Here is a 21,097-nt window from a genome sequence, read left to right on the forward strand (position 1 = left end):
TTTCCTGGTCGGTGGCTGGGCGCTCCACGCGCCGCTCGGAGGGCCTTCAGGATACGTGCGCGCGTCCCCTTTCGAGTCCCCGCCCACCGGCCCGGGAGCGTCCACTTCCGGCCTCGCGACTCACCCGGCGCACCCCCGTGATCATGGGCCCGGACACCCCCGCCGTCACCCTGATAGGTGAACATTCCGGCCGCCCCACCCCGGGTCCGCGGGTGCTTGCCGCCGCCGTCCCGCGCCCCGTACAAGATCCCCGACAGCAAGTTACCGGCCGGTATGGACCGGCCCCACCGAACGGGGACGCGCATGCACAAGGTCATGACCAGGGCACAGCACCAGCCGGGATCCCGCCCGCCCGGCCGCCGCGACCCGCGCCGCCCCGGCGGCACCCCGCCCCGCACGCCGGGCGGCACCCGGACCCGTACCGCACCGGGCGGCGGCCGCCCGCCCCGCGCCCTATCCCCCGGCACCCGGCCCGCCGACAACCGTCCGCCGGCGGTCCCCAGCGCGCCGGCCGGGGCGACGGCCGCCGCACTCACCGGGCCCGTGGCCCAGCCCCGCCCCACCGACCTCTTCGCCGAGCTCCTGGTCGCCGTGCTGAGCGGCCTGCGCCCGGTCCACGCGATGCTCGGGCACACCGCGGGCCGCGCCTACGACGAGCTGGCCTGGCTCGCCGAACGCAGCCCCCTGCGCGCCCGCGGGGCCCGCCCGGTCGTCCGCGACATCGGCTACTACGAGGCCCGTCCCGGCGCCGTCGAGGCCTTCGCCCGCATCGGCGCGGGCGACCAGCTGCGGGCCATGGCCTTCCGTCTGGAACGCGGCCGGGACCTCCGCTGGCGCTGCACGGCGGTGGAGCTGGGCGGTCCCCGGCCCCCGCGCCCCACGGGCGACGACTAGCACGCAGAAGGGCCGGATCCCCCCGAGGGGACCCGGCCCTTCAAGCCGCCGCGACGCCGCGGGCGCCGCTGTCTGTTCCTGCTTCTGCGCTACTTCTTGCGGCGACGCCCGCCACGCGCCTGCTTGCGGCGCTCCGCGCGCGTGAGGCCGTCGGCCTCGGAGCGCACCGGCTCGTCGTCGCCGACGAAGTCGCCCTCGATGGTGCCGCCCTCGCCGTCCACGGTGGGCGCGGAGAAGTGGAGGTTGCGGCGCTGCGGGGCGTCCAGGCCCTTCGCGCGGATCTCCGGACGGGCGCCCGCCTGCGCCGGCACGGCGTCCTGCTTGGCCATGTCGACCGGCGCCGCGTCCTCGACCGGGACCTCCTCGACCTGCTGCTCGACCTGGACCTCCAGGTTGAACAGGTAGCCGACGGACTCCTCCTTGATGCCCTCCATCATGGCGGTGAACATGTCGAAGCCCTCGCGCTGGTACTCGACCAGCGGGTCCTTCTGCGCCATCGCGCGCAGGCCGATGCCCTCCTGGAGGTAGTCCATCTCGTAGAGGTGCTCGCGCCACTTGCGGTCGAGGACCGACAGCACGACCCGGCGCTCCAGCTCACGCATGATCTCGGAGCCGAGCTGCGTCTCGCGCTGCTCGTACTGCTCGTGGATGTCGTCCTTGATGGACTCGGAGATGTACTCGGCGGTCAGACCGGCCCGGTCGCCGGCCGCCTCCTCCAGCTCCTCGACGGTGACCTTCACCGGGTAGAGCTGCCGGAAGGCGCCCCACAGGCGCTCCAGGTCCCAGTCCTCCGCGAAGCCCTCGGCGGTCTCGGCGGAGATGTACGCGTCGATCGTGTCGTCCATGAAGTGGCCGACCTGCTCCTGCAGGTCCTCGCCCTCCAGGACGCGGCGGCGCTCGCCGTAGATGACCTCGCGCTGGCGGTTGAGGACCTCGTCGTACTTCAGGACGTTCTTACGGGTCTCGAAGTTCTGCTGCTCTACCTGCGACTGGGCGGACGCGATCGCGCGCGTGACCATCTTGTTCTCGATCGGCACGTCGTCCGGGACGTTCGCCATCGACATCACGCGCTCGACCATCTGGGCCTTGAACAGCCGCATCAGGTCGTCGCCGAGCGAGAGGTAGAAGCGGGACTCGCCGGGGTCGCCCTGGCGGCCGGAACGACCACGCAGCTGGTTGTCGATACGGCGCGACTCGTGCCGCTCGGTGCCCAGCACGTACAGCCCGCCGAGCTCCTCGACCTCGTCCTTCTCCGCCTTGACGGCCTGCTCGGCCCGCTCCAGCGCGGCGGGCAGGTACTGCGCCCACTCCTCGATGTGCTCCTCGGGGTCGAGGCCGCGCTGGCGCAGCTCCGCCTCGGCGAGGTCCTCGGGGTTGCCGCCGAGCTTGATGTCCGTACCACGGCCGGCCATGTTGGTGGCCACGGTCACGGCGCCCCTGCGGCCCGCCTGGGCGACGATCGTCGCCTCACGGTCGTGCTGCTTCGCGTTCAGCACCTCGTGCTGGATGCCGCGCTTGGAGAGCTGCTGCGAGAGGTACTCGGACTTCTCGACCGACGTCGTACCGACGAGGATCGGCTGGCCCTTCTCGTGCTTCTCGGCGATGTCGTCGACGACCGCCTCGAACTTCGCGACCTCGGTGCGGTAGATGAGGTCCGACTGGTCCATGCGGATCATCGGCCTGTTGGTCGGGATCGGGACCACACCGAGCTTGTAGATCTGGTGGAACTCGGCGGCCTCGGTCATCGCCGTACCGGTCATGCCGGAGAGCTTGTTGTAGAGGCGGAAGAAGTTCTGCAGGGTGATCGTGGCGAGGGTCTGGTTCTCGTCCTTGATGTCCACCCCTTCCTTCGCCTCGATCGCCTGGTGCATGCCCTCGTTGTAGCGGCGGCCGGCGAGGATGCGGCCGGTGTGCTCGTCGACGATCATGACCTCGCCGTCGATGACGACGTAGTCCTTGTCCTTCTTGAAGAGCTCCTTGGCCTTGATGGCGTTGTTCAGGTAGCCCACCAGAGGCGTGTTCACCGACTCGTAGAGGTTGTCGATGCCCAGCCAGTCCTCGACCTTGCTGACGCCGGGCTCGTGGATGGCGACCGTGCGCTTCTTCTCGTCGACGTCGTAGTCGCCGGTCTCCTCCTCGCCCTTGAGCTGGTTGCCCGCCTCGCCCCTCTTCAGGCGCAGGACCAGCTTGGCGAAGTCGCCGTACCACTTGGTGGCCTGGTCGGCCGGGCCGGAGATGATCAGCGGCGTACGGGCCTCGTCGACGAGGATGGAGTCGACCTCGTCGACGATGGCGAAGTTGTGCCCGCGCTGGACGAGTTCGTCCTGGGACCACGCCATGTTGTCGCGGAGATAGTCGAAGCCGAACTCGTTGTTCGTGCCGTAGGTGATGTCGCAGCCGTACATCTCCCGGCGCTGGGCCGGCGTCATGTTGGCGAGGATGCAGCCGACTTCCAGGCCCAGGAACTTGTGGACGCGGCCCATCATCTCGGAGTCACGCTCGGCCAGGTAGTCGTTGACCGTGACGATGTGGACGCCGTCTCCCGACAGCGCGTTCAGGTACGCCGGCAGGGTGCCGACCAGGGTCTTGCCCTCACCGGTCTTCATCTCGGCGACATAGCCGAGGTGGAGCGCGGCGCCACCCATCAACTGCACGTCGTAGTGGCGCTGGCCGAGGACGCGCTTGGCCGCCTCGCGCACGGTGGCGAACGCCTCGGGCAGCAGGTCGTCCAGGCTCTCGCCGTCCGCGTAGCGCTGCTTGTACTCATCGGTGAGGGCCCGCAGCTCGGCGTCGGAGAGGGCGACGAAATCCTCTTCGATGGAGTTGACCTGGTCCGCGATGCGGTGCAGCTTGCGCAGGATCTTGCCTTCGCCTGCACGCATGATCTTCGAAAGGACGGACACGGGGGTTGGTCTCCTTGCCGGTCGGGCCTGGGACGGTCGGTTTCCATTTGACGTACTGAGCAACGGCCATCGTATGCGAGGACCCCACCAAGCCGGGAGCCTGCCGGGACGACGACCGCAGGAGGCACCTCGCACCGCTTCAAAATCTTCTTCAAAAGGGACAACGGACGGGCCCGGCGGATGGTGCCGCACCCCGCCGCCGAATTGCGCGAATTGTGATCACCCGCTCACGCACGGCCAAAAAGATGGCGCCTTCATCGACCGTCCAAGCAGAATCGGCCGATGGAACCCGTGACGCTCACGACGGCCCGCCTCCTGCTGCACACGGTCGGCCCCGAGCACGCCGACGCCGTGCACGCCGCCGCGCAGGACCCCGACATCCTGCGCTGGACGACGATCCCCTCCCCCTATCTCCCGGAGCACGCACGGACCTTCACCCACCAGCTCGTCCCCGAGGGCTGGGCGAGCGGTTCGATGCTCACCTTCGGCCTCTTCCTCCCCGAAGGGGAGGTACTGGTGGGCATGCTCGGCCTGACCATGCACTCCCTGAGCGTGGCCGAGATCGGCTTCTGGGGCACCAAGGAGTACCGCGGCAGGGGCTATGTCACGGAGGCCGCCGTCGCGGCGTCCCGCTGGGCCTTCACCGACCTGTCGGTCGACCGGATGGAGTGGCGCGCGGAGGTCGGAAACAGGGCCTCGCGCGCGGTGGCGGAGCGCGCCGGCTTCGTCGTCGAGGGCGTCCTGCGCTCCGCGATCGTCCACCAGGGCGGGCGCCGGGACTGCTGGGTGGGGTCGCTGCTGCCCTCGGACCTGGGCCTGCCCTCGACGGCGCCCTATCTGCCCGCGCCGGGCGCCTAGCCGCACCTCGACACCGGCCTTCCGCTGACGTATCCGCAGGTCGCGGGCGATTGTCAGTGCCGCCTTCTATCGTGCGGACCATGACGACCCCGCGCCCCCTCACCGACCTCTCGGCGGACGACGCCCGCCGTATCGCGCTCCGCGCCCAGGGCCTGCTCGGCAGTCCCGACCGCCGGGCCGGAGTACGCGGCGTCCTCCGCCATCTCGGCGCGGTCCAGCTGGACACGATCTCGGTCCTGGCCCGCTCCCACGAGCTCATCCCGTACGCCCGGCTCGGCGCGGTGGGCCGCAAGACCGTGGAGAGCGCCTACTGGAAGGCCCCGTCCGCCCATCCGCACGCCTTCGAGTACTGGTCGCACGCAGCGTGCATCCTCCCCGTCGAGGAATGGCCCCACTTCGCCTTCCGCCGCCGCGCCTACCGCGGCCGCCCGCACTGGAACCACGAACTCCCGGACGGCGCCTACGACCAGGTCGTCAAGCAGCTTCGCGCCGAAGGCCCCCTCACCGCCACGGAGTTGGGCGGCGCGAAGCGCACCAGCGAGTGGTGGGACTGGTCCGGCGCCAAGGTCGCCGTCGAGCGCGCGCTGATGTACGGCGAGGTCGTGTGCGTGGAGCGCAGGGGCTGGAAGCGCGTCTACGACCTCGCCGAGCGTGCGATCCCGCAGGAGCTGCTGCACGACGAGCTGGACGACACGGAGTGCCTGCGCCGCCTGGTCCGTCTGGCGGGCCAGTCGCTGGGCGTCGGCACGCGCGCGGACATCGCCGACTACCACCGTCTCAAGGGCGAGCAGGTGGACGCGGTCATCGCCGACTCGGGCCTGGTCCCGGTCACGGTGGAGGGCTGGGGCAAGCCGGCCTGGGCCGACCCGGCGGCCCTGGAGACCCCGCCGCGCGGCCGCCACCGCACCACGCTCCTGTCGCCCTTCGACTCCCTGATCTGGGAAAGAGCGCGCACGGAGCGGATCTTCGGCTTCACCCACCGCCTGGAGGCCTACGTCCCCAAGCCCAAGCGGGTCTACGGCTACTTCGCGATGCCGGTCCTCGCCGGCGGCCGGCTGGTCGGGCGCGTCGACCCGGCCCGCGAGGGACACACCCTGGTGGCCCGGCAGGTCACGCTGGACGGCCCGAAGGCGGTCCCGGCCGTCGCGCAGGCCCTCATCGAGGCGGCGACCTGGGTGGACTGCACGGACGTGCGCGTGGAGCGGGTGGACGCACCCGAACTGCGCGAGCCCCTGGCCGCGGAACTCACCCGCGCGCTGGGCTGAGCCTCACCGGATCTCGAGGATCTTCTCCCGCATCGCGTAGACCACCGCTTCCATCCTGGAGTGCAGCTGCAGCTTCTCCAGGATGTTGCGCACGTGGTTCTTCACGGTGTTCTCGGAGATGTACAACTCCTTGGCGATGTCCCGGTTGTTCATGCCCGTCGCGACGAGCTTGAGGACCTCCAGCTCGCGGTCGGTCAGCCGCGGGGCGGGGACCAGCCGGCGCTCGTCGGTCCGCTGGATCATCGACTTGAACTCGGTGAGCAGCTTCGACGCCATGGACGGGCTGATCTGCGACTGCCCGTCGGCCACCGCGCGAATGGCGGTGGCCACCTCGTCCGTGGAGATCTCCTTGAGCAGGTATCCGGTCGCGCCCGCCTTGATCGCGTCGTAGAGGTCGGCCTCCTCGTCGCTGATCGTCAGCATGATGATCTTGGCGCTGGGGGCTACCTCCTTGATGGAGGTGCAGGCCTCGATCCCGCCCCGCTTGGGCATCCGCACGTCCATCAGGACGATGTCGGGCAGCAGGTCGGCCGCCTTGTCCACGGCCTCCGCACCGTCCCCGGCCTCCCCGACGACCTGGATGTCCTCCTCGGCCGCGAGCACGATCTCCAGACCCCGGCGGAAGAGGGCGTGGTCGTCCACGACCAGGACTCTGATCGGCTCCTTGCGTGGGGAGCCCGCTTCTGGGCCCATGCCGACGACGCCGTCGTCGGCATCCTCGTCATGCATCGGTCCGAAGCTGTCCGCCATCGTTCCTCCCCCTGAGGCTGTGGCCTGTGGTGCTGCGCCAACGCCAACCCAAGGCAACGGCCCACCGGTTGGACCGTTGCGGCCATGATTCCATGCCCGGGCGACAACGCGGTGACCGAACGGGTCGCGTAGTGGTCGCACACCGATGCCCCTGGGGGCGCACAGGCGCTCCAGGGGCACCGGCTCAGCCGTCAGCCGCGCTCGTCAGCCGCCCAGCGTGCCGCCCGGCGCGGGTGCCTGCGCCTGGGCGACCATCGGGTCCGTGCTGAGGTGGATGACCCCGTAGTCGTAGGCGTGCCGCCGGTAGACGACACTGGGCTCCTTGGTCTCGGAGTCGACGAACAGATAGAAGTCGTGGCCGACCAGTTCCATCTCGTAGAGGGCCTGGTCGAGTGTCATCGGGGCTGCTACGTGAGTCTTTTCGCGGACGATGAGGGGGCCTTCGCCCTTCACCTCGAGAGAGCCGATCTTCTTGGTGGGCACGCCGTCCGGCTCGTCGTCCCGGACCGCCTCACCATGGCCGTTGAGCGTCGCCGCGCCGGGGACGTGGTCGGGGACCTCGGCCGCCGAGATCCTGCGCGCGCCGCGGCGGGAGAACCGCTTGTCGTGCTGCTTGCGCAGCCGGGCGCCCAGCTTCTCCGCCGCCATGTCGAGTGCGGCGTACGGGTCGCTGGCCGCTGCCTCCGCCCGGATCACCGGACCGCGGGAGCGGAGCGTGATCTCCACTCGGTCACAGCGGTCGGCCTGTCGGGGGTTGGGCTCCTTGGACACCTCGACGTCGAGGCTGATCACCTTGCCATCGAGCTTCTGGATCTTCTCCAGGTTCAGCTTCTCGGCCACGTGCTTGCGGAACCGCTCGGGCACCTCGGTCTTGCGGCCCTTGACGACGATGTCCACGCAGAACTCCGTTCCCGGATCACTCCGCTTCGGCGGCGGAGCATCTCCCTTTTGCACCAGGCTCCGGCAACTCCGGAACCTCGGACTCGGTGACTTCCACCTCCTCCCCCGCGGACAAGATCTCCACTCCACCGCTGCGGGTGATTGTGAAAACCCGCAGCCTGGCATTCGGGTATGCGAGGGACGGCCTGCGCCTTTCTCTCACAACCGAACATATCTCGCCCGGACGGATGTCGTCACCCTCTACTGCGGCGTACCTCCGTTCAGGTGAATTGACCCTCTCATTACCTGCAACGATGCAACTACACAGTCAGTTCCGGTTTATTTCGAAAGAATCCGGCGGGGCTGCGACCACAGCTGCGCAGACGACGTCACCCGCGACGCGCGCGCCCGCTATTAGCGGCACTGCGTGCCCTCGGCCGGTCTCTTCTTCTCTTGATCCAACGCTCTGTTCCCCCATCACTTCCCGCGCAGCTCCCGTGTACACGGGCCTAGTTGAATCTCCGTACGGAATCAGCCCTTCCGCCTGCGCCGTCGCAGCGCGTACGGCACGCGCCGCCTCCGTCAACGACGCGCCCGTCGTCATCAGGTCGTCGACGAGCACGACCGGGCCGGCGCGCAGCAGCCGCTCGCCTCCGGGCGCCACGGTCAGCGCGCCCGCCAGATTCTCCAGCCGCTGCCGGGAGTTGAGACCCGACTGGTCGGCCACGGCACGCCTCTGCCGCAGCACGGCGAGCACCCGGGCCGCGGTCCCGGCCCGCCGCAGCTCACCTGCCGCCGCGAGCGCGATCCGCCGCGCCGGATCGTGGCCCCGTGCGCGCACGGCCCCGCGCGAGGACGGCACGGGGACGAGCAGCACGGGCGCACCGTCCACGGCCGCCACCGCACCCGGCACCTGGTCGATCCCTGCCCGCACAGCCCCTGCCAGGGCCGTGCCGAGCGGTGCGGCGAGAGCCAGCGCGCCGCGCTCCTTGTGGGCCAGGAGCGCGGCCCGGACCTCGTCGGCGTACCGGGCGGCCGCGTGCACCACGGGCAGCCCGGGCGGCTCCGGCACCGGTCGCACCCGGCCCGGTGCGGCCCCGCTCAGGGCGGCACGGCACTCCGGGCAGAGCACCGTGCGAGGCGTCCCGCAGCCTCCGCACTCGGCCGGCAGCACCAGGTCGGTGAGGTCCTGCCACCACCCCCGCATGCCCACCACTGTGCCAATGCCCGAGTGACCCGGCCACCCCTGTGGAAAACTCCCTGTGGACAACTCGTCCCAGGCGCGAAGCGGGCCTGGGACGGCCGAGCGCGGGACGCGGGCAACAGCCCTGCGGAGACGTGCCCGGGCGCGGGCGACAGCCCTGCGCAGGCCTGCGTGCGCAGCCTTAGGCCGTACCCCGCCCGGACCTCACCCGGGATAGACCGGCGCCTGCCCGTCCGTGACCTTCTGCCACTGCGCTCCGGACGGCAGCCGGACGATGCCGTCCTCCGAGTACGCCACCATGGGCAGGCCGTCGGACTCGGTCGAGGTGATCTCCTTGATCCCGCTGAGTGCCGCGGGCGCGGGGCCCTCCGGCGTGGAGCCGTCGACCTGGACGTAGCGCATCGTCTGGAGTCCGCCCTGTTCGCGGCCGGCGACCACGAGCCGGGCGTCCCCGGCCCAGGACATGGTCGTCACGTCCTCCAACTCGGGCGCCGCCGAGCGCAGTTCGAGCACCGAGACCGTCGGGCTGGTCTCCTCGGACTCCTGCCGCCGCTCGATCCGCCCGATGAGCAGCGACGTCTTGTCGCCCTTCGCCACCACGAGCGCGATCCGCACACCGTCGGCGGCCACGCGGACGTCCTGGATACGGCCGTCCAGTTCCGGGGTCTTCACCTCGACCGGCTCGCCCTTGCCCTGGTCCAGCAGGAGCAGCCGGGGCTTGTCGGGGTTGCGGTCGGCCACCCAGAGATCGCCGTTCGCGTCCCAGCTGGGCGCCGTCAGGCGGTCGTCCTCGGTCTTGCCGTGGCTGACCAGCACGGGGTCGCCCAGCGAGCTGCCGGACGCCAGCGACGCGACGTACAGGTTCTTGCCGTCGGAGCTCACCCCGGCCGCCATGTCCTCGTGGCGCGAGACGGCCGCCGACCGCAGCTGCCTGGCGCCCTCTCCCATCGCCCCGGGCACCGGGTCGGGCTTGGTGCTGTTGGCAGCGGGGGACAGCCGTACGAGACGGCTCTTGTTGTCGAGGAAGTACACGTAGTCGGGGTGCTCCGCCGAGCCGCGCGAGGCGACGTCGTTGGCCCGCTCCTCCGCGAGCGAGCACAGCTGCGTGCGGCCCGAACGCAGCTGTATCCCGTCCACCGCGGGGGTGAGCGTCTGCAACGTGAACAGGAGCTGCGCCGCCATCTCGCCGCACTTGCGCGCACCGACCCGGGCGGCGTTCGCGTTCAGCGGCACGGTGAGCTTGTTCTGATCGTCGGGCGTCAGCGTGGTGACACCCTTCTGCAGCTCGGTACCGCTGGGGAAACTCGTCCGCACCACGGGATCGAGCCAGTGCGTGGGCCCGTTGAGCAGCGAGCGGACCATCTGCGTCATGGGGTCCACGCGCCGGCGCACGTACACGGGGTCCGCGACGGCCGCGGGCTTCGACGCCGTCGTGGCCGCGGTGGCGAAGTAGTACTTGTTGACGGCCATGTAGTTGCGCTGGAAGTCCGACTTGCCCATGACGACGCCCTGGGGAAGCGTGTCGATGCGCCACTGCTTGGTCTTCTTGTCGCGCGAGAGGTGCACCGGCTCGTTGTACGCGCCGTGCGCCGGCGTGTACGCCTGCTGCCCGTCCACCCTGGCGACCTTCGCGCCGGTCAGCGTGAACGAGACGCCCTCGCTGCCCTCCCGGTCGCCGAGGCGGTTGAGGTCGATGCCCGGCCCGTCGGCGAGGACCGTGCTGGACAGCCCCGGCTTCCACGCCTGCGAGGCCGCCTTGGTCAGATACTGCCGCGCCGTCGAGTAGTTCGGGTCGTCGCTGGTCAGCGCCTCCAGGAAGCCCGAGACGATGTCGGTGGCCTGGGCGTTCTCCGGGGGCGGCATGGCGAAGACCCGTACCTGGGTGTCCTGCCGGGGCGTGGAGTCGACGCCGCTGACATCTCCGCTGTCGGGCATCGAGGCACACCCCGCCAGCAGTACGACGCCGCAGACGCCGTACGCCGCCGCACGAACCGGTCGGCGCCGGCCACCCCCGTCGCGGTCAGCGCCCACGAAATGCCTCCCCCTGCTTCTTCGAGTCCTCCGGACCGGCGTCCGGGCGGCCCGGGGCCTCACCCGATGCCCCGCCCTCACCGGACGTCCCGTCCTGCCGCCGCGTTCCCGAGGCGGGCCGGGGCACCACGCGCGCGCCGTTGCCCGGCAGCGCCGTCGGGTCGGCGGTGGGCGCCGAGCCGTTCAGCCGCGGGCCTATCGCCTTCATCTGGTCCCCGGCGGGCTGAGCGGGCACCGTGGCGGCCTTGTCGCCGCCGCCGCGCGGCAGCCCCGCGTCGTCCAGTCCGCGGTTGCGCCGCGAGTCCTTGGGCTCCAGCGGTATCGGCGAGCCCCGCAGCGGCTCGTCGGCGGTCCGCGGGAGCGTCAGCCGGAACTGCGAGCCGCCGCCCGGCTCCCCCCACGCCTGCAGCCAGCCGCCGTGCAGCCGCGCGTCCTCCAGCGCGATGGACAGGCCGAGGCCCGTGCCGCCGGTGGTACGCGCGCGTGCCGGGTCGGCCCGCCAGAAACGGCTGAACACGCGCGTGGCCTCGCCGGGCTTGAGCCCGACGCCGTAGTCGCGCACCGCCACCGCGACCGCCCCGCCCGCCGAGGCGAGCTTGACCACGACGTCCTTGCCCTCGCCGTGCTCCACGGCGTTGACGACGAGGTTGCGCAGCACCCGCTCCACGCGCCGGGCGTCCGCCTCCGCGACGACGGGCTGCTGGTCGCCCTTCACGCGTATGTGCGTGCCCTTGCGCTCGGCCAGCGGCTCCGCCCCGCTGACGACCCGCCGTACGACCTCCCTGAGGTCTATCGGCTCGGCCTCCAGGGCCGCCGCGCCCGCATCGAACCGGCTGATCTCCAGCAGATCCGCGAGCAGCGACTCGAACCGGTCCAGCTGATCGGCCAGCAGCTCGGCCGACCGCGCGGTCACCGGATCGAAGTCCTCCCGCGCCTCGTGGATGACGTCGGCGGCCATCCGTACGGTCGTCAGCGGTGTCCGCAGCTCGTGCGACACGTCCGACACGAACCGCCGCTGCATCCGCGACAGGTCCTCCAGCTGCTGGATCTTCAGCTGCAGGTTCTGCGCCATCTTGTTGAAGGCCTCACCGAGGCGCGCGATGTCGTCCTCGCCGGTGACCTTCATACGTTCCTGAAGGCGCCCGGCCGACAGCCGCTCGGCGATCCCGGCCGCCATCCGCACCGGCGTCACGACCTGCCGCACCACCAGCCAGGCGATGGCCCCGAGCAGGACGACGACGAAGAGCCCGGCGGTCGCCAGGGTGCCCTTGACCAGGCTGAGCGACTTCTCCTCCTGCGTGAGCGGGAAGAGGTAGTACAGCTGGTACGGGTCGCCGTTCGGGTCGTTGACCTGCTTGCCGATGACCAGCGCCGGCTGGGACTCCTTGTCGTTGCTGTAGATGATGCTGGTGTAGCTCTGGGCGGCCCCGGTGCCGTCGCCGACCCGCGTGCGCAGGTCCTCGGGGACGCTGGCGGAGGGGTCGACGTCACCGGAGGCGCGCGGACCGCGTCCGCCGCCGCCGTTGTCCCCGGCGGGCAGGGTGACGACGTCGAAGGCGCCCTGACCGCCGCTGGACAGCGAGGAGACCAGGTCGCTCATCCACTGGATGACGTTCTGCGAGGGGCGGCCGTCGGCCGTCGTACCGCCGTCGGTGGTTCCGGCCGCGGCCTCGTCGGCCTTCTGCTTGGCCACCGCGAAGCCGCCGGTGGCCTGGCTCTGCGAGGCCTTCACCTTGGCGTCCAGCAGGCCGTTGCGCACCTGCCCGATCACGACGAAGCCCAGCAGCAGGACGACGCCGAGCGACATCAGCAGCGTCGTGACGACCACCTTGAGCTGGATGTTGCGGCGCCACAGCCGCATGACGGGCAGCAACGGGCGGCGCACCCAGCGCATGAACAGGCGCAGGACGGGGCTGCCCTGGACGCCGCCCTGCAGCAGACCGCCCTCCAGCATGCGCTCCCAGCGGGAGCCCGCCGTCCTCCGGCCGACAGGCCGCTCCGCGCGGGCCTCGCCCGGCCCGGGCGCCGAAGCGGCACTGTGACCGGACATGTCAGCTCGGCCCTGCCTTGTAACCGACGCCCCGGACGGTCACCACGATCTCCGGCCGCTCGGGGTCCTTCTCCACCTTGGAGCGCAGCCGCTGCACATGCACGTTGACCAGGCGGGTGTCCGCGGCGTGGCGGTAGCCCCAGACCTGCTCGAGCAGCACCTCGCGCGTGAACACCTGCCACGGCTTGCGCGCCAGCGCGACCAGCAGGTCGAACTCCAGCGGGGTCAGCGCGATCGACTGCCCGTCCCGCTTCACGGAGTGACCGGCCACGTCGATGACGAGGTCGCCTATGGCCAGCTGCTCCGGCGCCGGCTCCTCCGACCTCCGCAGCCGCGCCCTGATGCGGGCGACGAGCTCCTTCGGCTTGAACGGCTTGACGATGTAGTCGTCGGCGCCCGACTCGAGCCCGACCACCACGTCGACGGTGTCGCTCTTGGCGGTGAGCATCACGATCGGCACACCGGACTCCGCCCTGATCAGGCGGCAGACCTCGATGCCGTCCCGTCCGGGCAGCATCAGGTCGAGCAGCACGAGATCGGGCTTGCTCTCACGGAAGGCGGCCAGCGCCTTGTCGCCGTCGGCTACGAAAGACGGCTCGAAACCTTCACCACGCAGCACGATGCCGAGCATCTCGGCCAGTGCCGTGTCGTCGTCGACGACAAGGACTCGTCCCTTCATAAACGACATCATCCCATTCTCGTAACAGTGGCAGAGGCGCTGGTGAGCAGGGTCACTGGCCCGTGACGATAGTCGTACTCCGCCGTCACTGTCTGCCTCGTCCGCCGACGCCTATGTCATCAACGGCCGTCCATCACCCAGCGTAAGCGCAGCCTGACCACAGGGTCGGCCCGGAGGACGACCGCGGACGCCCGGGACGACGGCAGGACCGGCCCGGCGGACCGCGTAGGCGCCCGCGCGATCACCGGGGCCCCGACGGGCCGCGCCGGGCTCGCGCGATCGCCGAGGCAGCGGCTCGGCCGCCCGTCCCCTCAGCCGATCGACACCTGGCGCGACCTGGCGCAGAGCTCGGCCAGCGCCTCGGCGGTCACCGGCGAGACGGTGCCCTCCTCGGTGACGATCGCGGTCACCAGCTCGGGCGGGGTCACGTCGAACGCCGGGTTGTACGCCTGCGTGCCCAGGGGCGCGACCGGGATCCCGGCTCCCGGCTCCGCACCCGGGACCGACACCTGCGGCGCCACCACCTCGGTCACCTCATGACCGGGCCGCTGCTCGACCTCGATCGACGCCCCGTCCGGGGTGTCCGGGTCCACCGTCGTCACCGGCGCCACCACGATGAACGGCACATGGTGGTAGCGCGCGAGCACGGCGAGCGGATAGCTGCCCACCTTGTTCGCCACCGACCCGTCCGCCGCGATCCGGTCCGCCCCGATCAGTACGGCGTCCACCTCACCGGCCGCGAACAGCGATCCCGCGGCGTTGTCCGTGAGCAGCGTGTACGCGATGCCGCTGCGCGCCGCCTCGTACGCGGTCAGCCGGGCGCCCTGCAGCAGCGGACGCGTCTCGTCCACCCACAGCCGCCGCAGCCTCCCGGCCCGGTGCGCGGCGAGCGCCACCGCGAACGCGGTCCCCTCCCCGCCCGAGACCAGCGCCCCGGTGTTGCAGTGCGTCAGAACCCGGTGCCCGCCTGCCGGAAGCAGCTCGTCCAGCAGCGCCAGGCCGCGCTCGGCCATCCGCACGCTGGCCTCGGCGTCCTCCCGGTGCAGCCGCTGCGCCGCGGCGAGCGCGGCGGTCGCCGCCGCCGTGGCATCGCCGCTCTTGGCGAACTCGGCCCGGTACGCCGCCTGCGCCCTGCGCACACCCCCGGCGAGGTTCACCGCGGTGGGGCGGGCGCCCGCCAGCACGGTCGCGGCCTCGTCCACGTCGAATCCGCGCGCGGCGGCGAGCGCGACACCGTACGCCCCCGCGATCCCGAGCAGCGGCGCCCCGCGCACCGCGAGCGAACGGATCGCCTCCACCAGGGCGGACGCGTCCGTACAGACCAGCTCGACCTCCTCCGCCGGCAGCCTCGTCTGGTCGAGCAGGACCAGAACCGGGCCTTCGGGTGGCTCCTCCCATCGGATCGCCGGGATCTCGGTCGGCCTGCTGTCTTCGCCGGAATGCGCGTACTGATCAGCCATGCGATCAGTCTGCCCCTTCCGCGGCGGACAATTGAAGGTGTCCAGCCCATACCGCGGCCGGTACCTGGGCGACCACCCCATGGCACGATGGCTGCCAACCTGCAGCCGCGACCGCGGACGGGCACCGTGAAGGAGCGACGATGAAAGACACTCCGGGCTGGGCCTCGCCCGGATCTGCCCCCTCCGACGGGCAGGGGTCCGGCACGTCCGGCCCTGCCGACCGTCCCGGTCCCGCGGACCAGCCCGGCCCCGAGCAGCAGGACGGCGCCGGCGCACAGGGCCACGGCCCGCAGTGGTCCAAGGAGCAGCCGCCACCAGGCCAGTGGTCCGCGCCCTCGGGGCCCGGCAGCTCCGCCCCGCCCGGTCCTCCGCCGCCACCGCCGCCCGGCCCGGGCTGGGGCACCCAGCCTCCCCAGGGCCCTCCTGGCTACGGCCCGTACGGCTCCTACGGCGCGCCCGGCCACCCCGGTTGGGGCGGTGGCTGGGGCGGACCCCCGCCCGCCGCGAAGCCGGGCGTCATCCCGCTGCGCCCGCTGGGCGTGGGCGAGATCCTCGACGGTGCGGTCTCCACCATGCGCACCTACTGGCGCACGGTCCTGGGCATCTCCCTGACCGTCGCGGTGGTCGCCGAGGTCATCGTCATCCTGCTCCAGGGCCTCGTGCTCAACGACACCAGCACCGCCGCCCTCGACGACCCCAGCGCCAGCGCGAAGGAACTGACCCGCGCCCTGGGCGACGCCCTGCTGAGCTCCGGCGCCGTCTTCCTGGTCTCCCTGCTCGCCACGGTCGCCGCGACCGCGCTGCTCACCACCGTGACCAGCCGCGCCGTCCTCGGGCGGCCCGTGACCACCGGTGAGGCCTGGCGCGACGCCCGGCCGCAGGTGCTCAAGCTGCTCGGCCTGATCCTGCTGTTGCTCGTCATCGCCGCCGCGATCGTCTTCGTCGGCATGCTGCCGGGCATCCTCGTGGCCGTCTTCGCGAACAACGCGGCCGGTGTCGCGCTCGCCGCCCTGGGCGGCCTCGGCGGCGGCATCGTCGCCCTGTGGCTGATGATCCGCTTCTCGCTCGCCTCGCCCGCGCTGATGCTGGAGAAGCGGGGCGTGGTGAAGTCGATGAGCCGGTCCGTGAAGCTCGTCCGCGGCTCCTGGTGGCGGGTCTTCGGCATCCTGCTGCTCGCCGGGATCATCGCCAACATCATCTCGGCGATCGTCGTCATCCCCTTCACCTTCATCGCCGCCGCGTTCAGCGGCGACGGCATCACCGGCCTCCTCAACTCCGGGACCGGCGACCTCGGCTGGACGTTCCTCATCATCAGCGGGATCGGCTCGGTGATCGGCTCCATGATCACGTACCCGATCAACGCGGGCGTCACCGTGCTGCTCTACATCGACCAGCGCATCCGCCGCGAGGCCCTCGACCTCGAACTGGCCCGCGCGGCCGGCGTGACGGGCTACGGCGCCGGCGCCGGCTCGGGAGGCTGATGCCGTGAGTCCGACGGGGGGAGTTCTCACGGCGGTGCCCACGGCCCTGCCGAACGCCGCGGGATCGGCCGTACGGATCCTGCTGAGGGCCGCCAACACCTCGGTCCTGTCGCCGGCGCGCTCCGGCGACGAACCGCCGGTGACGATTCCGCGCGACCCCGCGCGTGAGGCGGCCCGTCGCGAGCTGTCCAAGCGCATGTACCACGAGAACGACCCCAGCCTGTTCCAGCGCGCCCTGAACGCCTTCTGGGAGTGGGTCGACAAGCTCTTCGGCTCGGCCGCGTCCGCGGCACCCGGGGGCACGCTCGGCCTGGTCGTCATCATCGTGGCCGTCGTCGCCGTCGTGGGCGCCCTGTGGTGGCGCCTGGGCACACCGCGCCGCGAACCCGTCTCGTCCGCCGCCCTGTTCGACGACCGCCCCCGCAGCGCCGCCGAACACCGCGCCGCCGCCGACGCGCACGCCGCCCAAGGCCACTGGAACCAGGCCGTCCAGGAGCGCATGCGCGCCATCGTCCGCTCCCTGGAGGAGCGCGCCCTCCTCGACGTCCGCCCCGGCCGCACCGCGGACGAGGCCGCCGCCGAAGCGGGCCGCTCCCTGCCCGACCACACCGACCGACTGCGCGCCGCCGCCCGGGACTTCGACGACGTGACGTACGGCGGGCGAAGGGCGACCGAGGAGTCGTACGACCGCATGGCCGGACTCGACCGCGAACTCGAGCGCAGCAAGCCCCAGCTCGCGAGCAGCAGCCCCAGCACCGCCGACAGCACCCGCCAGGGAGCCGCCGGATGACCACCGAGGCCACGCTCCCGTCCACCTCGGCCTCGCCCACCGCCCGCCAGGTGTGGACCCGTGCGCGCGGCATCGCGCTCGCCCTCGTGCTCCTCCTGGCGGCGGCCGTCGCGATCGCCGTGATCCGCTCCGACACCAAGCACGGCGAACTCGACCCGCGCTCCGTCGGCCCCTACGGCAGCCGCGCCGTCGCCCAACTCCTCGCCGAGCGCGGGGTGTCCACGCGCGTGGTGACCACTCTGGACGAGGCCCGGGCCGCGGCCGCTCCGGACACCACCCTCCTGGTCGCCGTCCCCGACCTCCTGACCAAGTCCCAGCAGAGCCGGCTGCACTCCGCGGTCGCGGGCTCCGGAGGCCGCACCGTCCTGGTCGCCCCGGGCAGCGCGTCCGTCGAAAGGCTCGTCCCCGGGGTCACCGCGGACCCCGCCACCAGCTTCGACTCGACGCTCGCCCCCGAGTGCCGGCTGCCCGCCGCCCGCCGCGCGGGCACCGCGGACACGGGTGGCATCCGCTACACCACCACCCGCGTCGACGCCGCCGAGTGCTACCCGAGCGAGCGCCTGGCCACCCTGCTGCGCGTCCCGGCGACCTCCGGGAACGGCGACACCGTCGTCATCGGTGCGCCCGACATCCTCCTCAACGACCGTCTCGACAAGCAGGGCAACGCCTCGCTCGCCCTTCAACTCCTCGGCTCCCGCCCTCATCTGGTCTGGTACCTCCCCTCGCTCTCCGACTCCTCGGCCACCGACACGCGCGAGAAGAAGGGCTTCCTCGACCTGCTGCCCTCCGGCTGGGTCTGGGGCACGCTGCAGCTCTTCGTCGCGGCAGCCCTCGCCGCCCTGTGGCGGGCACGCCGGCTCGGCCCCCTCGTGCCCGAAAGACTCCCCGTGGCGATCCGTGCCTCCGAAACCGTCGAAGGCCGTGCCCGCCTCTACCGCAAGGCGAACGCCCGCGACCGCGCGGCCGCCGCTCTTCGCTCCGCCACCCGCATCCGCCTCGCCCCCCTCGTCGGCGTCCCCGTCGCCCAGGCGCACGCGCCCGAGACCCTGCTCCCCGCCCTGTCCGCCCATCTCCACGGCGACGGACAGTCCTTGCACTCACTCCTCTTCGGCCCGCCGCCCAGCGACGACACGGCCCTCATCGCACTCGCCGACCAACTCGACGCCCTCGAAAGAGAGGTACGCCGTCCATGATGGACCCGACCACTGACAACGCCGGGTACGCAGGGGACCCGGCCCGGGCCCGGGCCTCCCTGGAGGCCCTGCGCGCCGAGATCGCCAAAGCCGTGGTCGGCCAGGACCCTGCCGTGACCGGCCTCGTCGTCGCGCTCCTGTGCCGCGGACACGTCCTCCTCGAAGGCGTCCCGGGAGTCGCCAAGACCCTGCTCGTCCGCGCCCTTGCGTCCGCCCTCGAACTCGACACGAAGCGCGTGCAGTTCACCCCGGACCTGATGCCGAGCGACGTGACGGGCTCGCTGGTCTACGACACGCGCACCGCCGAGTTCTCCTTCCAGCCCGGCCCGGTCTTCACCAACCTCCTGCTCGCCGACGAGATCAACCGCACGCCTCCGAAGACCCAGTCGTCCCTGCTGGAGGCCATGGAGGAGCGCCAGGTCACGGTCGACGGCACCCCGCGCCCGCTCCCCGACCCGTTCCTGGTCGCCGCGACCCAGAACCCGGTCGAGTACGAGGGCACGTACCCCCTCCCCGAGGCCCAACTGGACCGCTTCCTCCTCAAACTGACGATCCCTCTTCCCTCCCGGCAGGACGAGATCGACGTCCTCACCCGCCACGCCGAGGGCTTCAACCCACGCGACCTGCGCGCCGCGGGCGTACGCCCCGTGGCCGGCCAGGCCGACCTGGAAGCCGCCCGCGCGGCCGTCGCCAAGACGGCGATCTCCCCGGAGATCACCGCCTACGTGGTGGACATCTGCCGCGCCACGCGCGAGTCCCCGTCCCTCACCCTGGGCGTCTCCCCGCGCGGCGCGACGGCCCTCCTGGCCACCGCGCGCGCCTGGGCCTGGCTCACCGGCCGCGACTACGTCATCCCCGACGACGTCAAGGCACTGGCCCTCCCCACCCTCCGCCACCGCGTGCAGCTGCGCCCCGAAGCCGAGATGGAAGGCGTCACGGCGGACTCCGTCATCAACGCGATCCTCGCCCACGTCCCCGTCCCCCGCTGATGGCCATCACCGGACGCGCCGCACTCCTCGCGGCCCTCGGCTCCCTCCCCGTCGGCATCTGGGACCCCAGCTGGACGGGCCTGCTCGCCGTGAACGCCCCCATCGTCGCGGCCTGCGCCTGCGACTTCGCCCTGGCGGCTCCGGTACGACGCCTCGGCCTCACCCGCTCCGGCGACACGTCCGTACGCCTGGGCGAGGCCGCGGACGTCACCCTGACCGTCACCAACCCGTCCCGCCGCCTCCTCAGGGCCCGCCTGCGCGACGCCTGGCCGCCGAGCAGCTGGGAGCCCGGCACGGAGGTCGCAGCGTCCCGCCACCGCCTCACGGTCCCCGCGGGCGAACGCCGGCGCCTCACCACCCGCCTGCGCCCGACCCGCCGCGGCGACCGCCAGGCGGACCGGGTGACGATCCGCTCGTACGGCCCCCTCGGCCTGTTCGCCCGCCAAGGCACGCACAAGGTCCCCTGGACCGTACGCGTCCTGCCGCCCTTCACCAGCCGCAAGCACCTCCCCTCGAAACTCGCCCGCCTGCGCGAGCTCGACGGCCGTACGAGCGTGCTCACACGCGGCGAGGGGACGGAATTCGACAGCCTGCGCGAGTACGTACCCGGCGACGACACCCGCTCCATCGACTGGCGCGCCACCGCCCGCCAATCCGCAGTCGCCGTACGCACATGGCGCCCCGAACGCGACCGCCACATCCTCCTGGCCCTGGACACCGGCCGTACGTCCGCGGGCCGCGTGGGCGACGCCCCACGCCTCGACGCCTCCATGGACGCGGCCCTGCTGCTGGCAGCCCTCGCTTCCCGCGCCGGCGACCGCGTGGACCTGCTCGCCTACGACCGCCGGGTGCGCGCCCACGTCCAGGGCCGCACGGCCCGCGACGTCCTCCCGTCCTTGGTCAACGCGATGGCCACACTCGAACCCGAACTGGTCGAACTGGACGCGCGAGGCCTGACAGCGACCGCACTCCGCACGGCCCCTCGCCGCTCGCTCGTCGTCCTGCTCACCAGCCTCGACACGGCCCCGGTGGAAGAAGGCCTGCTCCCGGTCCTCTCCCAACTCACCCAGCGCCACACGGTCCTCGTCGCCTCGGTCGCCGACCCACACATCGCCCGGATGGCCAGGTCCCGCGGCAACACCGAGGCGGTCTACGACGCCGCAGCCGCGGCCCAGTCCCAGAGCGAACGCCATCGCACCGCAGAACAACTCCGCCGCCACGGCGTCACGGTCGTCGACGAGACCCCGGACGAACTGGCGCCGGCACTGGCGGATGCGTATCTGGCGCTGAAGACAGCCGGACGACTGTAGGACGGAGGGGCTCTTCCTGGAGAGCCCAGAAAACCAACGAGCCCGTAAACGCAGAAAACCCCCGAACCGGTATCCCCGGCCGGGGGTTTTCTCAAAGTTTGTTCGGCGGCGTCCTACTCTCCCACAGGGTCCCCCCTGCAGTACCATCGGCGCTGTAAGGCTTAGCTTCCGGGTTCGGAATGTAACCGGGCGTTTCCCTCACGCTATAACCACCGAAACACTATGAAGTTTGACCGGAAACACAACACGGTCGTTGCCTCAGAACAAACACAGTGGACGCGAGCAACTGAGGACAAGCCCTCGGCCTATTAGTACCGGTCACCTCCACCAGTTACCTGGCTTCCAGATCCGGCCTATCAAC

General features: G+C 71.7%; 16 protein-coding genes and 1 rRNA gene. 8 read left to right on the forward strand and 9 right to left on the reverse strand.

Going from position 1 to position 21,097, the window contains the following annotated elements:
• Positions 1-303 precede the first annotated feature (303 nt).
• Complete coding sequence (locus tag ACFU97_RS03440) at positions 304-894, forward strand: Rv3235 family protein (RefSeq protein WP_384250241.1); 591 nt, start codon at positions 304-306, stop codon at positions 892-894.
• Between the two features lie 89 nt (positions 895-983).
• On the opposite strand, the gene secA is transcribed toward ACFU97_RS03440, so the two are convergent.
• Positions 984-3,797 carry a preprotein translocase subunit SecA gene (gene secA / locus ACFU97_RS03445; RefSeq protein WP_384250243.1) on the reverse strand — a complete coding sequence of 938 codons (2,814 nt, stop codon included), beginning with the start codon at positions 3,795-3,797 and terminating at the stop codon, positions 984-986.
• Between the two features lie 282 nt (positions 3,798-4,079).
• On the opposite strand from secA, the gene ACFU97_RS03450 reads away from it, so the two are divergent.
• Both ACFU97_RS03450 and ACFU97_RS03455 read left to right on the forward strand, forming a co-directional pair.
• Positions 4,080-4,655, forward strand: coding sequence for a GNAT family N-acetyltransferase (locus ACFU97_RS03450; protein ID WP_384250246.1), 576 nt, complete (start codon positions 4,080-4,082; stop codon positions 4,653-4,655).
• 80 nt (positions 4,656-4,735) lie between these two features.
• A complete protein-coding gene (locus ACFU97_RS03455) occupies positions 4,736-5,920 on the forward strand; it encodes a winged helix-turn-helix domain-containing protein (RefSeq protein ID WP_384250251.1) in 1,185 nt (394 codons plus the stop codon).
• 3 nt (positions 5,921-5,923) lie between these two features.
• Here ACFU97_RS03455 and ACFU97_RS03460 read toward each other — a convergent pair whose 3' ends face one another.
• The 7 genes from ACFU97_RS03460 to mtnA all read right to left on the reverse strand — a co-directional run bounded on the left by ACFU97_RS03460 (position 5,924) and on the right by mtnA (position 14,973).
• Complete coding sequence (locus ACFU97_RS03460) at positions 5,924-6,670, reverse strand: response regulator (protein ID WP_384250253.1); 747 nt, start codon at positions 6,668-6,670, stop codon at positions 5,924-5,926.
• Between the two features lie 204 nt (positions 6,671-6,874).
• On the reverse strand, positions 6,875-7,567 hold the full coding sequence (gene hpf, locus ACFU97_RS03465; RefSeq protein WP_384250256.1) for a ribosome hibernation-promoting factor, HPF/YfiA family: 693 nt from the start codon (positions 7,565-7,567) through the stop codon (positions 6,875-6,877).
• Between the two features lie 310 nt (positions 7,568-7,877).
• Positions 7,878-8,756, reverse strand: coding sequence for a ComF family protein (locus ACFU97_RS03470; protein WP_384250258.1), 879 nt, complete (start codon positions 8,754-8,756; stop codon positions 7,878-7,880).
• 201 nt (positions 8,757-8,957) lie between these two features.
• The gene (locus ACFU97_RS03475; RefSeq protein WP_384250261.1) at positions 8,958-10,784 is read right to left on the reverse strand and encodes an LpqB family beta-propeller domain-containing protein; all 1,827 of its coding nucleotides are present in this window, start codon (positions 10,782-10,784) and stop codon (positions 8,958-8,960) included.
• Positions 10,774-12,834, reverse strand: coding sequence for an MtrAB system histidine kinase MtrB (gene mtrB, locus ACFU97_RS03480; RefSeq protein WP_384250263.1), 2,061 nt, complete (start codon positions 12,832-12,834; stop codon positions 10,774-10,776). Before mtrB ends, ACFU97_RS03475 begins: the two co-directional genes overlap by 11 nt.
• A 1-nt stretch (position 12,835) precedes the next feature.
• Positions 12,836-13,525: a two-component system response regulator MtrA gene (gene mtrA / locus ACFU97_RS03485; protein ID WP_187284748.1), complete on the reverse strand. Its 690-nt coding sequence runs from the start codon at positions 13,523-13,525 to the stop codon at positions 12,836-12,838.
• A 299-nt stretch (positions 13,526-13,824) separates the two neighbouring features.
• The gene (gene mtnA, locus ACFU97_RS03490) at positions 13,825-14,973 is read right to left on the reverse strand and encodes an S-methyl-5-thioribose-1-phosphate isomerase (protein ID WP_384250265.1); all 1,149 of its coding nucleotides are present in this window, start codon (positions 14,971-14,973) and stop codon (positions 13,825-13,827) included.
• A 140-nt stretch (positions 14,974-15,113) separates the two neighbouring features.
• On the opposite strand from mtnA, the gene ACFU97_RS03495 reads away from it, so the two are divergent.
• Genes ACFU97_RS03495 through ACFU97_RS03515 form a run of 5 tightly spaced genes read left to right on the forward strand, consistent with a single transcriptional unit; the run spans position 15,114 to position 20,736 of the window.
• On the forward strand, positions 15,114-16,454 hold the full coding sequence (locus ACFU97_RS03495) for a glycerophosphoryl diester phosphodiesterase membrane domain-containing protein (RefSeq protein WP_384250267.1): 1,341 nt from the start codon (positions 15,114-15,116) through the stop codon (positions 16,452-16,454).
• A gap of 4 nt (positions 16,455-16,458) precedes the next feature.
• Positions 16,459-17,244, forward strand: a complete 786-nt coding sequence (locus ACFU97_RS03500; RefSeq protein WP_384250269.1) for a DUF4129 domain-containing protein — start codon at positions 16,459-16,461, stop codon at positions 17,242-17,244.
• On the forward strand, positions 17,241-18,437 hold the full coding sequence (locus tag ACFU97_RS03505; protein ID WP_384250272.1) for a DUF4350 domain-containing protein: 1,197 nt from the start codon (positions 17,241-17,243) through the stop codon (positions 18,435-18,437). The genes ACFU97_RS03500 and ACFU97_RS03505 overlap by 4 nt, the downstream gene beginning before the upstream one ends.
• Positions 18,437-19,426: an AAA family ATPase gene (locus ACFU97_RS03510; RefSeq protein ID WP_384250275.1), complete on the forward strand. Its 990-nt coding sequence runs from the start codon at positions 18,437-18,439 to the stop codon at positions 19,424-19,426. The genes ACFU97_RS03505 and ACFU97_RS03510 overlap by 1 nt, the downstream gene beginning before the upstream one ends.
• A complete protein-coding gene (locus tag ACFU97_RS03515; RefSeq protein WP_384250277.1) occupies positions 19,426-20,736 on the forward strand; it encodes a DUF58 domain-containing protein in 1,311 nt (436 codons plus the stop codon). The genes ACFU97_RS03510 and ACFU97_RS03515 overlap by 1 nt, the downstream gene beginning before the upstream one ends.
• A gap of 100 nt (positions 20,737-20,836) precedes the next feature.
• Here ACFU97_RS03515 and rrf read toward each other — a convergent pair.
• Positions 20,837-20,953: ribosomal RNA gene (gene rrf, locus ACFU97_RS03520) — 5S ribosomal RNA — on the reverse strand.
• Positions 20,954-21,097: the final 144 nt, after the last annotated feature.

The sequence above is a fragment of the Streptomyces sp. NPDC057616 genome (genome assembly GCF_042800575.1).
In the GTDB taxonomy this organism is placed as follows: domain Bacteria; phylum Actinomycetota; class Actinomycetes; order Streptomycetales; family Streptomycetaceae; genus Streptomyces.

Excerpts from the sequence above, each read along its gene's own strand:
- ACFU97_RS03515 (WP_384250277.1), top strand. The coding sequence starts at position 19,426 with ATGGCCATCACCGGACGCGCCGCACTCCTCGCGGCCCTCGGCTCCCTC.
- mtnA (WP_384250265.1), bottom strand. The coding sequence starts at position 14,973 with ATGGCTGATCAGTACGCGCATTCCGGCGAAGACAGCAGGCCGACCGAG.
- ACFU97_RS03510 (WP_384250275.1), top strand. The coding sequence starts at position 18,437 with ATGGACCCGACCACTGACAACGCCGGGTACGCAGGGGACCCGGCCCGG.
- ACFU97_RS03470 (WP_384250258.1), bottom strand. The coding sequence starts at position 8,756 with ATGCGGGGGTGGTGGCAGGACCTCACCGACCTGGTGCTGCCGGCCGAG.
- ACFU97_RS03495 (WP_384250267.1), top strand. The coding sequence starts at position 15,114 with ATGAAAGACACTCCGGGCTGGGCCTCGCCCGGATCTGCCCCCTCCGAC.
- ACFU97_RS03455 (WP_384250251.1), top strand. The coding sequence starts at position 4,736 with ATGACGACCCCGCGCCCCCTCACCGACCTCTCGGCGGACGACGCCCGC.
- ACFU97_RS03450 (WP_384250246.1), top strand. The coding sequence starts at position 4,080 with ATGGAACCCGTGACGCTCACGACGGCCCGCCTCCTGCTGCACACGGTC.
- ACFU97_RS03440 (WP_384250241.1), top strand. The coding sequence starts at position 304 with ATGCACAAGGTCATGACCAGGGCACAGCACCAGCCGGGATCCCGCCCG.
- mtrA (WP_187284748.1), bottom strand. The coding sequence starts at position 13,525 with ATGATGTCGTTTATGAAGGGACGAGTCCTTGTCGTCGACGACGACACG.
- ACFU97_RS03505 (WP_384250272.1), top strand. The coding sequence starts at position 17,241 with ATGACCACCGAGGCCACGCTCCCGTCCACCTCGGCCTCGCCCACCGCC.
- mtrB (WP_384250263.1), bottom strand. The coding sequence starts at position 12,834 with ATGTCCGGTCACAGTGCCGCTTCGGCGCCCGGGCCGGGCGAGGCCCGC.
- ACFU97_RS03460 (WP_384250253.1), bottom strand. The coding sequence starts at position 6,670 with ATGGCGGACAGCTTCGGACCGATGCATGACGAGGATGCCGACGACGGC.